The organism is Aromatoleum tolulyticum (assembly GCF_900156155.1).
GTDB lineage: Bacteria > Pseudomonadota > Gammaproteobacteria > Burkholderiales > Rhodocyclaceae > Aromatoleum > Aromatoleum tolulyticum.
The window spans coordinates 116,485-130,218 of record NZ_FTMD01000014.1; the positions used below are offsets into that span (position 1 = coordinate 116,485).

General features: G+C 66.6%; 12 protein-coding genes. 7 read left to right on the forward strand and 5 right to left on the reverse strand.

Features of this window, described 5'->3' with window-relative positions:
* The first annotated feature begins 26 nt into the window (after positions 1-26).
* On the forward strand, positions 27-587 hold the full coding sequence (locus BW991_RS18920; protein WP_170879136.1) for a CDP-alcohol phosphatidyltransferase family protein: 561 nt from the start codon (positions 27-29) through the stop codon (positions 585-587).
* 21 nt (positions 588-608) lie between these two features.
* Here the strand turns inward: BW991_RS18920 and BW991_RS18925 are convergent, their stop codons facing one another.
* Positions 609-1,427, reverse strand: coding sequence for an IclR family transcriptional regulator (locus tag BW991_RS18925; RefSeq protein WP_076603677.1), 819 nt, complete (start codon positions 1,425-1,427; stop codon positions 609-611).
* 350 nt (positions 1,428-1,777) lie between these two features.
* On the opposite strand from BW991_RS18925, the gene pta reads away from it, so the two are divergent.
* From pta to BW991_RS18940, 3 genes are all read left to right on the forward strand, one after another.
* Complete coding sequence (pta, locus tag BW991_RS18930) at positions 1,778-2,812, forward strand: phosphate acetyltransferase (protein ID WP_076603678.1); 1,035 nt, start codon at positions 1,778-1,780, stop codon at positions 2,810-2,812.
* 282 nt (positions 2,813-3,094) lie between these two features.
* A complete protein-coding gene (locus tag BW991_RS18935; protein WP_076603679.1) occupies positions 3,095-5,428 on the forward strand; it encodes an EAL domain-containing protein in 2,334 nt (777 codons plus the stop codon).
* Between the two features lie 138 nt (positions 5,429-5,566).
* Entirely contained in the window at positions 5,567-5,869 is a 303-nt protein-coding gene (locus BW991_RS18940) for a hypothetical protein (RefSeq protein ID WP_076603680.1), read from the forward strand.
* An 82-nt stretch (positions 5,870-5,951) separates the two neighbouring features.
* Here the strand turns inward: BW991_RS18940 and BW991_RS18945 are convergent, their stop codons facing one another.
* The 4 genes from BW991_RS18945 to BW991_RS18960 all read right to left on the reverse strand — a co-directional run bounded on the left by BW991_RS18945 (position 5,952) and on the right by BW991_RS18960 (position 9,578).
* Positions 5,952-6,332 (reverse strand): Lin0512 family protein, encoded by a 381-nt coding sequence (locus BW991_RS18945; protein ID WP_076603681.1) that lies wholly within the window; start codon positions 6,330-6,332, stop codon positions 5,952-5,954.
* Positions 6,325-6,678 (reverse strand): Lin0512 family protein, encoded by a 354-nt coding sequence (locus tag BW991_RS18950; RefSeq protein ID WP_076603682.1) that lies wholly within the window; start codon positions 6,676-6,678, stop codon positions 6,325-6,327. Before BW991_RS18950 ends, BW991_RS18945 begins: the two co-directional genes overlap by 8 nt.
* 144 nt (positions 6,679-6,822) lie before the next feature.
* Positions 6,823-8,586: a cobaltochelatase CobT-related protein gene (locus BW991_RS18955; RefSeq protein ID WP_076603683.1), complete on the reverse strand. Its 1,764-nt coding sequence runs from the start codon at positions 8,584-8,586 to the stop codon at positions 6,823-6,825.
* Positions 8,583-9,578, reverse strand: coding sequence for an AAA family ATPase (locus BW991_RS18960; protein ID WP_076603684.1), 996 nt, complete (start codon positions 9,576-9,578; stop codon positions 8,583-8,585). Before BW991_RS18960 ends, BW991_RS18955 begins: the two co-directional genes overlap by 4 nt.
* A 229-nt stretch (positions 9,579-9,807) precedes the next feature.
* On the opposite strand from BW991_RS18960, the gene BW991_RS18965 reads away from it, so the two are divergent.
* From BW991_RS18965 to BW991_RS18975, 3 genes are all read left to right on the forward strand, one after another.
* The gene (locus BW991_RS18965) at positions 9,808-11,235 is read left to right on the forward strand and encodes an amino acid permease (RefSeq protein ID WP_244551760.1); all 1,428 of its coding nucleotides are present in this window, start codon (positions 9,808-9,810) and stop codon (positions 11,233-11,235) included.
* Positions 11,236-11,525: 290 nt separating this feature from the next.
* Complete coding sequence (xsc, locus tag BW991_RS18970; protein WP_076603686.1) at positions 11,526-13,337, forward strand: sulfoacetaldehyde acetyltransferase; 1,812 nt, start codon at positions 11,526-11,528, stop codon at positions 13,335-13,337.
* Positions 13,338-13,468: 131 nt separating this feature from the next.
* Positions 13,469-13,734, forward strand: a 266-nt coding sequence (locus BW991_RS18975) for a transposase (protein WP_139335958.1), incomplete at its 3' end; no start/stop codon positions are given.

The window sequence follows — 13,734 nt, forward strand, 5'->3', positions numbered from 1 at the left end:
CGACGAGCCTACGGTGGTCCGGCCAGATGCCCAACGTCCCCAACACCATCACGCTGCTGCGTGTCGCGCTGATTTTGCCGCTTGCCGTGCTGCTGCGGCAGGGCGAGTTCGGAATCGCGCTGGCGCTCTTCATCGTGTCGGCGCTGTCGGATCTCGCCGACGGCGTGATCGCACGCCGCTGGAACCTGCGCACGCGTTTCGGCGCGATCGCCGATCCGGTCGCCGACAAGCTGACCATGCTCACGGTGACGCTGCTGCTGGCCTTCGACGGGCGGCTGCCGTGGTGGCTCGCCGCCGCCGTCGTGACGCGGGACGTCGTGATCGTCGGCGGGGCGCTGGCGTATCACTACCTGATCGGGACGGTGGAGATGGCGCCGAGTACGGTATCGAAGCTCAATACGGCGCTCGAATTCCTGCTGCTTGCGAGCATCCTCGCCATCGGTGCGGGCTTCGTGGATGGCGGGATGTGGGTCACCGTGCTGACGTTGGCGACCTTCGTCACCATCGCGTGGTCGGGCACCCAATACGTGCTCGTGTGGGGCCGACGGGCGTCGCAGGCGCGACGTCGTCGCGCTGCGCGATCCTGACCGTCCCGCCCGCGGGAAGCCTCAGGCTTCGGCCTCCTGTGCGCCCGGTTCGTTTCCTTCGATGTTGGCGAGCGCCGTTGCGGCGCGCTGCAGCGCCGGCAGGAACTGCAGGGCCTTTTCGCGCGTGAGCCGCATGATCGGCGCCTGAATCGCGAGGCCCATGTTGGACTGCTTGCGCTGCGTCGGGACGAGTACGCCGATGCACAGCAGGCCGGGCAGGAATTCCTCGTTGTCGAGCGCATAACCGTTGCGCTTGACCTCCTCGATCTCGCGTTCGAGGGCGTCCACCTCGGTGATGGTGTTCGGCGTGAACTTTTCCAGCGGCGCGAAGGCCAGCAGGCGCCGGCGCTGGGCGGGCGTCATCTGCGCCAGGAACAGCTTGCCGGTGGCCGAGCAGTGGGCCGGCACGCGCGAACCCGGATGCAGGTAGAAGCGCAGCGGCGCGGTCGACTCGAGGCGGTCGAGGTACATCACTTCGCTGCCCGAGAAGGCCGTGATGTTGCAGCTCTCGCCGACCTCTTCGACCAACTGCCGCAGCACGACATGGCGCGCGCCGTGGGTGGTGCTGTTGAGGAGCAGGTTCTCCGCGAGGCGGCGCAGGCGCACCCCTGTGCTGTAGTGCCGGCCGTCGCCTTCGCGGTGCAGCAGGCCCTCGGACTCGAGCTGCTGCAGCATGCGGTGCAGCGTGGGCTTGGGCAATCCCGTTTCCTCGACGAGGCTCTGCAGCGAGAAGGTCTGGTCCTTGGCCGCGATGACTTCCAGCAGGCTGAAAAGCCGCATGGTCGGGGTGTCGCCGTCGATGCGGACGGGCTCCGAGCCGGCGTTGCGGGTGATCTTCATGGTGACCTCGCGGAGATGAGTTTCGATAAATAATACACCACGTACCGGTTTATAAGAATATTAGTTGACCGTCCCAAGTTTTGCATCTAGAGTTTGATAAAGTTTCGAATAACGGAACTAATCGTATCGAAAACGTTTGTATTTGAGGTTGTTGATGCGTGTTGCCGCCCCCGCGCCTGACCGGCATGTGGGTGGCGACGCCGGCGGGCGCGTGACCTGCGTCGCTCCGCTGGCGTGCTCCATCCTTGGTATTTCCCTCCACGGTCCCGCTTACCCGGACGGGCCGTTACCTGGCCGGAACCGAGTCTTCTCCCACCCCCTGCGGTTCCGGCATTTTTTTGGTGAATGCAATGAAAGCGATCAACCGCATCATCGAGACCGCTCGCGCGGAGCCCCGACGGATCGTGCTCAGCGAGGGCGACGACCCGCGCGTGCTGCAGGCCGCGGTGCGTGCAACGCGCGAGGGTACGGCGAAGATCATCCTCGTCGGCAGCTGCGCCGCGATAGAGGCGTGCGCCTTCCGTGAGGGGCTGGATCTGGCGGGCATCGAGCTGGTCGATCCGGCCCGCTCGCATCTCACCGAGGGGTTCGTGCGGGTGCTGCTGCGCCTGCGCGCACACAAGGGCGTGACACTGGAACAGGCTCGGCGCGACGTGCTCGACCCGCTGTGCTTCGCGAACCTGATGGTACGCCTCGGGCACGCCGACGGATCGGTGTCGGGCGCGGTGCGCACGACCGCCGACGTGGTGCGCACCGCGATCCAGATCATCGGCCCGAACAAGGCGTTCAAGCTCGTGTCGAGCTTCTTCCTGATGATGCTGTGCGAACCGTTCCACAGCCTGAAGGGCGGACTGATCTTCTCGGACTGCGGGCTGGTGGTCGACCCGGATGCGGAGGCACTGTCCGAGATCGCGATGGCGGCGGCCGACAGCGCGCGCAGCCTGCTGATGGAAGAGCCGCGCGTGGCGATGCTGTCGTTCTCGACGCGCGGTAGCGCGAAGCATGCGGCCGTGGACAAGGTGGTGGCGGCCGCGCAGCGCGTGCGCGAGATGCGACCGGAGCTCGCGATCGACGGCGACGTGCAGCTCGACGCGGCGATCGTCGCCGAGATCGCGAACCGCAAGCTGCCGGATTCGCAGGTGAAGGGGCGGGCGAACGTGCTGGTGTTCCCGAACCTCGAGGCGGGCAACATCGGCTACAAGCTGGCCGAGCGCGTCGGCGGCGCGGTGGCGATCGGGCCGCTGCTGCAGGGGCTGGACAAACCGGCGAACGACCTGTCGCGCGGCTGCAGCGCCGAGGATGTGTTCTACGTGATCGCGGTGACGGTGGTGCAGGCGCAGGCCGCCGCCGAGGCCCGCCTGGCCGCGTCCGCCGTTGCGGTGTGACGAGCGCCGAGGTGCTGCTGCTGATCCTGGTGCTGGTGGCGGCGACCTGTTTCCATACGGTGACGGGTTTCGGCTTGGGCATGATCGTGATCCCGCAGCGCGGAGCATCTGCCACCCGGATTACGGTTGCGACAACGCGCTTCCGGATCGCAACAGGGTTTCGGGCCGGCATTGCCGGTGCTAAACCGAGAGCGAGGGGGGAAGCGGGCCGTCGAGTCCGCGAGTCATCAGGAGACGGGCGTGCGAGGGACTGGGTTATCCCGGCCGGAGAACAATCCGCAGGTGAAGACCGCCTGGCATGATCTGCTGGTCGGAGCGCATCATGTCGGCAACGGGGCGCTGCGGGACGTCATCGGCGAGTCGTGGCGGCGCTGCGTGCTGGGGCGGGTCGATCCGGCGCGCGGCGAGGCACCGGCGCGCGTGGAACACGATGATCTCGAAACGCTGCGCGCCGCGAACGAGCGGTTGATTGCGGCGAGCGCGCCTTTCATGATGCAGTCGCGCGACCAGCTCGCGCAGACCGGTACGGTGATGGTCCTCACCGACCCGCAGGGCGTCGTCCTCGACGTCGAGGGCGACCCGCAGCTGCGCCAGGCGATCGGCGAATTCGGCATGACCCCCGGGAATAGCTGGAGCGAATCCGGCATCGGCACGAATGCGATCGGTACCGCGCTCGCCCTGGCGCAGCCGATACAGGTTCATGGCGCGGAGCATTTCTGCGAACCGATACAGCGCTGGACCTGTTCCGCGTCGGTGATTCGCGATCCGGTCGACGGCTCGGTCGTGGGTGCGCTCGATATTTCGGGGATGAGCCGGGATTATTCGGCGCATTCGCTGCCGCTCGTCGTCACGACGGCGAACAGCATCGAGAACCGGCTTGCGCAGATGGAGCTGGAGGAGCGTTTCCAGCTGCTCGAGGCGGGTGTCGCGGCGCTCTCCGCGGCGCGTGGCGTGGCGCTCTTCGATGCGCGCGGCCGGCTCGTGAAGGCCAACGAGCGCGCCGCGCCGCTGCTTGCCGCGGAGGGTGTCGTCCTTACCGCCGAAACCCGCATCCCGGTCGCAGGGCGTGCCGCAGCTGACGCCGAGCTGGATCGCTTCCTGCCGGCGCGGCTGCTCGCCGACCGGGTCGAGCCGCTGTTCCGCGGGCGGCGCGTGCTGGGCTACGTCGTCTCGCTGCCCGAGCCGGCGATGCGTGCGCCGGTCGTCGACGAAGTCGATGCCACGGTCCGCGTACTTTCCCCGTCGGCGACGGTCGTCGTACCCGAGGCAGCCGCGGCCCGCCCCGTGAGCGGGACCGGCGAGCGTGACGCGGTGGGCGATTTGCAGCGCCGGCTCGCCTTCCTGACGACGCACGACGGTCTCACCGGCCTGGCGAACCGCAAGCTGCTCGCGCAGCGGCTCGGCGACGCGCTCGTGCAGGAGCGCTGCGCGCCGGAGGGGGTCGGGGTGCTGCTGATCAACCTCTACAACTTCAAGGACATCAACCACACCCTCGGCCACGATTTCGGCGACCTGCTGCTCGAACAGGTGGCCGACCGGCTGCGACGCTGCCTGGCCGACGCGCACACGCTCGCCCGGATCGGTGGCGACGAGTTCGCCGCGATCGTGAAGGGACACAGCGTGGAGGCGTTGCGCGGCTTGGTCGCGCGCACGCTGGACTATCTGGGCGCGTCGTTCTGCATCGAGGAGCACGACGTGTTCGCGGCGGCTTCGATCGGCATCGCCATCTTCCCGACCGACGGCGACACCGCCGCGGCGCTGCTGAAGAATGCGGACACCGCCCTGCACGAGGCAAAGGCGCTCGGGCGCAATCGCTTCCGTTTCTTCTCCGCCGGAATGCAGGATCTGGTGCGTGCCCGCATGAGCATTGGCACGGGCTTGCGGGCTGCGATCGAGGGCGACCGCTTCCGCGTCGTCTATCAGCCGCAATACCGCCTCGAGGCGGGCCGCCTTGTCGGCGCCGAGGCGCTGGTGCGCTGGCATGATCCCGAACTGGGCGACGTGCCGCCGTCGCGCTTCATTCCGGCAGCGGAGGAAGCCGGCCTGATCGTGTCGATCAACGACATCGTGATGGCCAAGGTGTTGGCGCAGATTGCGCTGTGGCGGATGCGCGGGTTGGAGCCTCCGCGCATTTCGATCAACGTTGCCGCGCAGCAACTGCGCGAGCCGGGCTTCGTCGAACAGCTGTGCCGCCGGCTCGACGAGCGGGCGGTGCCGGCCGGTGCGATCTGCCTCGAGCTGACCGAAGGGACGCTGCTCGCGGACATCGAAGGGACGGCGCGAATGTTCGAGCGGCTCGGGCGGCATGGCATCGCGGTAAGTATCGACGACTTTGGTACCGGCTACTCCTCCTTGTCCTACCTCACACGCCTGCCGGTGCATGAACTCAAGGTCGACCAGAGCTTCGTGCAGGGCATTGCGAGCGAGGCGGGCAAGCGCTCGATCATCGTGGCGATCGTCGACATGGCCCACGCGCTCGGCATCGAAGTGCTCGCCGAGGGCATCGAGACCGAGTCGCAGCTCGCCTTCCTGAGGGAGCGGCGCTGCGAGATGGGCCAGGGCTACCTGTTCCATCGCCCGCTCGGCGTCGACGACTTCGAGAAACTGATGGTGTAGTGAGCGTCGGGGTGAGGCTGCTGCCTCGTCTTGCGGCGGCGCATATGGCAAATTGTAATAACGATATGGGGCGCTAATAACGAATATGCGCGGTATCCTCCACTTCGCTGTTTCGTCGCGCGTGAATGGAGGCCGCCTATGTCCGAACTCGTTGTCGTTGCTGCTGCCGTGCTCAGCTTCGTATTGGCGGCCTGCATGATTGGGCGCCTGCGCAAGCAGGAGGGCCTCGCGTGGCTGGAAAACCGGCCGCAGGATGTCGCACGGCTTTATCTGCGGCACGCGGCGGACGTCGATGCCTACTGGCTGCACGTGGAGTTCCGCGACGGCCGCAAGCGCATGGTCGCGGCGCCGTGGGAGATCGACGAGACGTTGCGCCGCCTTGCGCCGCTGGGGTTGAGGTTGTCGGCGCAGGACCGGGAAGCGCTGGCGCGCCTGAATTAGCGCTGCGCGCGAGCTGTATTGGCGGGATGCGCTGCGCTTCTCCCGCCCTACGACGTTCGTGCTGTTGCCGCCGGACGGCGGGTTATCCCCGCGCCGCGGGGGCGACGAGCCGCCAGGTGTCGGGTTCGATCGGCAGCCAGGCTTCGATCGCGGCGGTGGCGATGACGTGGGTGGTGCCCTGCTCGGGGTCGTGCACGTCGAGGCCGCCGAAGACCACCTTCACCTCGGGCTTTCCGCGCGGCAGTTCCGCGCGTACGACCTCCGCCTCGACCTTGTCGGGTTGCTGCACGCCGATCGTGACCTGCACGCGCATGTCCTGCGTGTCGTAGGCGAGAGAGCGGAACAAGGACAGCACGGAATGATGCAGGGCGTCCTGCACGGCGCGGCAGGCGGCCTTGGTGTAGTCGCCGCCGAGGATGTCGTTGCCGGTGCCCATTTCCAGAATCAGGCGTTTTTCAGGCATGGCTGCGCTCCAGGTCGAAGGATACGACGACGGCGGCATTGGCGATCACGGTGACGCCGCTGCCGTCGGCCTTGGGGATGTCCAGCCCGCCGGGCACGACCTTGATCGAGGGTTTGCCGTAGGGGAAGACGCCGACGAGTTCGGCGGCGTCGACCGCCTCGGGCTTCTGCACGCCGATCTCGACGTCGATCAGCATTTCCTCCTTCGGGAAGCCGAAAGCGCTCGCGACGTTTAGCGAGTTGTGCCACAACGCGTCGCGGATCGCGCGCGCGGCGGCCTGCGTGTAGTCCTGGCTGCGGATCGAGGTCCCCATGCCGAACTGCACGGCCATGCGGGTCTTGGCCATTGCGTGTGTTCCTCCTGTCGAAATTGGCGGAATTATTAGCCCGACAATCAATTACGCGATGTCAGGTTGAGTCATGTACGTTTGCTCCCTCCCTTTGAAGGGGAGGGTTGGGGTGGGGATGCGCCGCAGAAACCCATCCCCCTCCTAACCTCCCCCTTGAAAGGGGAGGAACTGGGTGCCGCCAATGAGTTGCACGATTTCGGTGAATAGCGTGTTCTCCAGCCCCTGCGTCATGTCGGTGGCGAGGCTGCGGCGGTAGAAGGGGCTCAGGTCGAGCCCCACGCCCAGCCCGAGGATTTCGACCGCGCCTTCGCGCTCGCGCCGCGCGACGACCTCCTTGAGGTGATTGTCCAGATAGAAGGGGTCGTTGGCGAGTCCGGTGGCACCGTCGGAGGGGCAGCCGTCGGAGACGACGATCAGGATGCGGCGCGCCTCGCTGCGCGCGAGAAGGCGGTTGCACGCCCAGTCGACCGCCTCGCCGTCGATGCCTTCGCGGAAGAGGTCGGCCTTGAGGAGCGCGGCGATGTCTGAGCGTGCGCGTCGCCATGGGCGGTCGGCGTCCTTGAACACCATGTGGCAGACCTCGTTGAGGCGACCAGGGTGGGGTGGGCGGCCGCGGCTCATCCAGTCGCGGTAGGCCCGGCCGCCATTCCACGCGCCGGTTGTGAAACCCAGCAGTTCGGTGGCGACGCCGATCGTCTCCAGCGCGCGCATCAGCACGTCGAGCAGCACGGCGACCGGTTCGATGTGAGTCTTCATCGAGCCCGAGCAGTCGACGAGGAAGCTCGCCGCGCAGTCCGCCTGCGGGACGTAGCGCTCCTGCCGGAACACGCGGCGCTCGGCGGGCGAGCTGATGAGCTGGGCGAGGCGGCGGCCGTCGATATGGCCTTCCTCCTCGCCGAAGCGCCATCCGTCCGGGGCGGGGCGGGCGAGCACGGCGGCGAGCTGGCGCGCGAGGCGGGAGAGGTTCACGCCCTGTTCGGCGACGCGGCGGTCGAGCCGTTCGCGGTATTCGCGCAGCAGCGCGCGGCGCACCAGCGTGGCGGCGACGACTTCGGTGTCGAAGCGCGTGGTGTAGACGCGGTAGGCCAGGGCGGCGAGGTCGGCGTCGGCAAAGGCCTTGCTGACGCCGGTCGTGGCCGCGGCGATGCCGTCGCTGCCGTCCGCGACGTCGTCGAAGTCCAGCAGCAGCGCGAAGCCGGCCTGCGCGTCGACGTGCTTGTCGTCCTTCTTTGCGGATTCGTCGTCCTGCGCCGCGCGCTCGGCGCGCACGCGTTCGCCGACGACGCGCGCGATCGCGAGCGCGTGCCGCGCGAAAGCGTGCTGTTCGTGACGATGGCGGCGGATGCCGGAGAGCGCGGAGCCGAGTGCGGAGACGAGTCCCATGCGCGTGCTTTCGATGTAGTCCTCGGTGTCTTCCAGCACCGGCCGCGCGGTCAGGCGCGACCAGCACATCTGGGCGACGGTGTAGAGCAGGATGCCGACGCTGCCTTCGGTGAGCCCCGAGCGGTAGAAGGCGCGCGACCAGCTGTGGAAGCGGTCGTGCAGGTTGCGCGCCATTCCCGGCATGTCGGCGGGCGCGAGGGTCTCGACGCGCAACTGTTCCAGCAGTTCGAACACCAGCCGCTCGACCGGGTCGGCGGGGCACAGGCGCGCGTGCAGGCCGGCGTCGGAGTACAGCAGGCGCAGCGCGGCGCCGTCGGCGGCGGCGCGGCAGTCCGTGAAGCCGTCCTCGCCGGGATCGACGCGCAGGTGCGGCGCGTGCTGGGTCACGAGGCGCTCGCCGGCGTACAGTCGCCGGCCGCGGTAGTGCAGGGCGGGCCGGCCGGTGAGCGCGCGCAGCGTCGCCGCGCACAGTTCCTCGACCTTCTGCTGGCGCCTCGCCTTCTGCTGCGCGCTGTGCGTCACCGCGCCGCCGCTTCGCCGATTGTTGATTCACCGCTCCACGATTCGTCGAGCTCCTCGCCGAAGCAGCGCTGGTAGTACTCGGCGACGATGGGGCGTTCGACCTCGTCGCACTTGTTGAAGAAGGACAGGCGGAACGCGAGGGCCGGGTCGCGGAAGATCTCGCAGTTTTCGGCCCAGGTGATCACGGTGCGCGGCGACATCAGCGTCGACAGGTCGCCCGCGGCGAAGCCTTTGCGCGTGAGCGCCGCGACCGCGACCATCGACGCGACGAGCTGGCGGCCCTTGTCGCAGTTCTTCGCCGGCACACGCGCGAGCACGATCGCGACTTCCTCGTCGCGCGGCAGGTAATTGAGCGTGGCGACGATGTTCCAGCGGTCGATCTGTGCGTGGTTGAGCACCTGGGTGCCGTGGTACATGCCGGTGAGATTGCCCAGACCCACCGTGTTCGAGGTCGCGAACAGGCGGAAATACGGATGCGGGCGGATCACGCGGTTCTGGTCGAGCAGCGTGAACTTGCCGTCGCGCTCGAGGATGCGCTGGATCACGAACATCACGTCGGGGCGGCCGGCGTCGTACTCGTCGAAGATCAGCGCGACGGGGCGCTGCAGCGCCCACGGAACGATGCCTTCCTGGAATTCGGTGACCTGCCGGCCGTCGCGCACGACGATCGCGTCCTTGCCGACGAGGTCCAGGCGGCTGACGTGGCCGTCGAGGTTCACGCGCACGCAGGGCCAGTTCAGGCGCGCGGCGATCTGTTCGATGTGCGTCGACTTGCCGGTGCCGTGCAGGCCCTGGACCATCACGCGGCGGTCGCGCGTGAAGCCGGCGAGGATCGCCAGCGTCACGTCCGGATTGAAGCGGTAGGCCGTGTCGATCTCCGGCACGTGGTCGTCGCGGGTAGCGAAGGCCGGCACCTTCAGGTCGGAATCGATTCCGAACAGCGAGCGGACCGGAAGCAGCTGGTCCGGGGTGTCGAGCGCGAGTTCCGTCACGGCAGTCTCCTTGGGTTCTGTGCAATCCATGATAGACATGTTCCAATAAAAGATACAAGAAGTTCCGAAAACGGAAATAAAGCTTGACCTCATCGAGGCTTGATCCTACATTCAGATCAAAACAGCGAATCGGTGCATAAGGCTGGAAGGCTTGGCTGCACCCCACGCACAACAAGACGACAAGCAACCTGTCGTGGCCGAAATGGCCGCGCCAACGGAGGAGACGGACGTGAAAGCGGAATCTGGAAATTCGGGCGGGCTGCAGCACGGCCTCAAGCAGCGGCACATGACGATGATCGCGCTGGGCGGCGTGATCGGCGCCGGCCTCTTTGTCGGCAGCGGCGTGGTGATCAAGTCGGCCGGGCCGGCCGCGGTGTTGTCCTTCCTGATCACCGGAGGGCTGGTGGTGCTGGTGATGCGCATGCTCGGCGAGATGGCCGTCGCGATGCCTTCAGTCGGCGCCTTCTATGAGTTCGCGCGCACCGCCTGGGCGGACAGGCCGGCCGTCGGTGATCTCGCCGGCTTCCTCACGGGCTGGATGTACTGGTACTTCTGGGTCATCGTTGTCGCGCTCGAAGCCGTTGCCGGCGCGGACCTGGTGCGCTACTGGCTGCCCGATGTGCCCGCCTGGATCATCAGCCTGGTGCTGCTCGTGACCCTCACGATGACCAACCTGATATCGGTGAAGTCCTTCGGCGAATTCGAGTTCTGGTTCGCGTCGATCAAGGTCGCGGCGATCGTCGTGTTCCTGTTCCTGGGCGGCCTGTACGTGCTGGGGATGTGGCCGGACGCCACGGCCAGCGTCGCCAACCTGACCGAGCACGGCGGCTTCATGCCGAACGGCATCGTACCGGTGTTGACCGGTGCGGTTGCAGCGACGGGCTTCTACTTCGGCGCCGAGATCGTCACGGTCGCGGCGGCCGAAACGGCCGAGCCCGAGCGTGCCGTCGCGAAGGCGACGAACTCCGTGATCACGCGCGTGCTGTTCTTCTACGTCGGCTCGGTGTTGCTGGTCGTATGTCTCGTACCGTGGAATTCCGCCGCGATGGCGACGCCGTATGTCAGCGCGCTCAACGCAATCGGCATTCCTGCGGCTGCACAGATCATGAACGCCATCGTCCTGACGGCGGTGCTCTCGGCGCTGAACTCCGGCCTCTACGCTTCCTCGCGCATGCTCTTCGCGCTGACGCGTCGCGGCGATGCGCCCAAGGCCCTGGCGAAGGTGAGCCGCAACGGTGTACCGGTGCGTGCGATTCTCCTCGGCACGCTGTTCGGGTACGTGGCGGTCGTAATGTCCTACGTCTCGCCCGATACCGTATTCGCCTTCCTCGTCAATTCCTACGGGACGGTCGCGATCTTTGTCTACGTGTCGATCGCCATCTCGCAACTGCGCCTGCGCGCGCGACTGGAGAAGGAAGACCCGAGCCGCCTGCGCGTGAAGATGTGGTGCTACCCCTACCTCACCTGGGTCGCCATCGTCGGCATGCTCGCGATCGTCGTCGCGATGGCCTTCATCCCCGAGCAGCGCACACCGCTGCTGCTGGGCGTAGTGAGCCTGGCCATCCTGCTCGCCCTGTACGGCATGAAAAGCCTGTGGAGGGCGAAACCAGACCTCGCACCGGTGATGATCGATTCCCAGGCCTTCGAAAAGTCCTGATCCCCTCGCGCGCGGGACAGGGGCCGCCACCGGCCTCACGTCGCCGCGCCCGCGGAAAACGGCATCCGGCGCCGATCGGCACGGATGCCGTTTTCACGTCTACGCCGCGCAGATTTTTGCTGTGATTCGAATTAATTTCAAATTAAGAGACAAAAAGTTCAAAAAAACGAAATTCGTATTGACGTCTCGAAAAGGTCGACGTACATTGAACTCAAGTATCGAAAATCGGAACAAAAAGTACCGAAAACGATATCTTGCCCTCGCGAATACTCGACAAGGAGACAGCAGCAATGAGCGAACAAGACCGCCGCACCGTCGTCAGCGGCCCGCACAAGATGACCCCGTCCGAAGCCTTCGTGGAAACCATGGTGGCCAACGGCGTGACCGACATGTTCGGGATCATGGGCTCGGCCTTCATGGACGCGATGGACATCTTCGCGCCGGCCGGCATCCGCCTGATCCCGGTGGTGCATGAGCAGGGCGCCGGCCACATGGCCGACGGCTTCTCGCGCGTGTCGGGCCGCCACGGCGTGGTGATCGGCCAGAACGGCCCGGGCATCTCCAACTGCGTGACGTCGATCGCGGCGGCCTACTGGGCGCACAGCCCGGTGGTGATCGTGACCCCCGAGACCGGCACGATGACGATGGGCCTCGGCGGCTTCCAGGAATGCAAGCAGCTGCCGATGTTCCAGGAGTTCACCAAGTACCAGGGCCACGTGACGCACCCCGCGCGCATGGCCGAATACACCGGCCGCTGCTTCGACCGCGCGATGAGCGAGATGGGCCCGACCCAGCTCAACATCCCGCGCGACTACTTCTACGGCGAGATCACCTGCGAGATCCCCAAGCCCAGCCGGCTGGACCGTGGCGCCGGCGGCGAAGCGAGCCTCAACGAAGCGGCTGAACTCCTCGCCACCGCCAAGTTCCCGGTGATCATCTCCGGCGGCGGTGTGGTGATGGCCGATGCGGTCGAGGAGTGCAAGGCGCTCGCCGAGCGCCTGGGCGCGCCGGTCGTGAATAGCTACCTGCACAACGACTCGTTCCCCGCGAGCCATCCGCTGTGGTGCGGCCCGCTCGGCTACCAGGGCTCGAAGGCGGCGATGAAGCTGATCAGCCAGGCCGACGTGGTGGTGGCGCTGGGTTCGCGCCTCGGCCCCTTCGGCACGCTGCCGCAGCACGGCATGGACTACTGGCCGAAGAACGCCAAGATCATCCAGATCGACGCCGACAACAAGATGCTCGGCCTGGTGAAGAAGATCTCGGTGGGCATCTGCGGCGACGCCAAGGCGGCGGCGAAGGCGCTGACGTGGCGCCTGACCGGTCGCTCACTGGAATGCGACGCGAACCGCGAACAGCGCTTCGCCAAGGTGCAGGCCGAGAAGGACGCGTGGGAGCGCGAGCTCGACGAATGGACGCACGAGCGCGACCCCTTCAGCCTCGACATGATCGAGGAGAACGCCAAGGAGAAGCCCTTCTCCGGCGGCGAGTACCTGCACCCGCGCCAGGTGCTGCGCGAGCTCGAGAAGGCGATGCCGCCGGATGTGATGGTGTCGACCGACATCGGCAACATCAACTCGGTCGCCAACAGCTACCTGCGCTTCGAGAAGCCGCGCAGCTTCTTCGCCGCGATGAGCTTCGGCAACTGCGGCTACGCCTTCCCGACCATCATCGGCGCCAAGGTGGCGGCGCCGCATCGTCCGGCGGTGTCCTACGCCGGTGACGGCGCCTGGGGCATGAGCCTGATGGAGACGATGACCTGCGTGCGCCACAGCATCCCGGTGACCGCCGTGGTGTTCCACAACCGCCAGTGGGGCGCGGAGAAGAAGAACCAGGTGGACTTCTACAATCGCCGCTTCGTCGCGGGCGAGCTGGATAACCAGAGCTTCGCCGAGATCGCGCGGGCGATGGGCGCCGAGGGCATCACCGTGGATCGGCTGGAGGACGTCGGCCCGGCGCTGAAGAAGGCCATCGACCTGCAGATGAACCACGGCAAGACCTGCATCATCGAGATCATGTGCACGCGCGAACTGGGCGACCCGTTCCGCCGCGACGCGCTGTCGAAGCCGGTGCGGTTCCTGGATAAGTACAAGGACTACGTGTGATTCGCGCCCTCCCTCCCCTTCAAGGGGAGGGTTGGGGTGGGGATGGGTTAGCAGGGTGATGCAAAACCCAGTGAACGAACTGACGAGTTGATTGTCATAGAGGCATTCCCGAAACTCCCGTCCTGACAGCGATGCGCGGCCAACTCGATCCCCAGTCCTCGATGTTCCATTACTTCTCGCCCGAGTCGCGCGTGCCCGCGGATCATCCGCTGCGGCGGGTGAAGAAGCTCGCCGATCGGGCGCTCGCAGCCATTTCGGCGGATCTGAATGCGCTGTATTCGAGTGTCGGACGGCCGTCGATCCCGCCCGAGCGCCTGCTCAAGGGGCAATTGCTGATCGCGCTGTACTCCATTCGCTCGGATCGGCAGTTTTGCGAGCAGCTCGACTACAACATTCT

Excerpts from the sequence above, each read along its gene's own strand:
- BW991_RS18920 (WP_170879136.1), top strand. The coding sequence starts at position 27 with ATGCCCAACGTCCCCAACACCATCACGCTGCTGCGTGTCGCGCTGATT.
- BW991_RS18925 (WP_076603677.1), bottom strand. The coding sequence starts at position 1,427 with ATGAAGATCACCCGCAACGCCGGCTCGGAGCCCGTCCGCATCGACGGC.
- pta (WP_076603678.1), top strand. The coding sequence starts at position 1,778 with ATGAAAGCGATCAACCGCATCATCGAGACCGCTCGCGCGGAGCCCCGA.
- BW991_RS18940 (WP_076603680.1), top strand. The coding sequence starts at position 5,567 with ATGTCCGAACTCGTTGTCGTTGCTGCTGCCGTGCTCAGCTTCGTATTG.
- BW991_RS18945 (WP_076603681.1), bottom strand. The coding sequence starts at position 6,332 with ATGCCTGAAAAACGCCTGATTCTGGAAATGGGCACCGGCAACGACATC.
- BW991_RS18950 (WP_076603682.1), bottom strand. The coding sequence starts at position 6,678 with ATGGCCAAGACCCGCATGGCCGTGCAGTTCGGCATGGGGACCTCGATC.
- xsc (WP_076603686.1), top strand. The coding sequence starts at position 11,526 with ATGAGCGAACAAGACCGCCGCACCGTCGTCAGCGGCCCGCACAAGATG.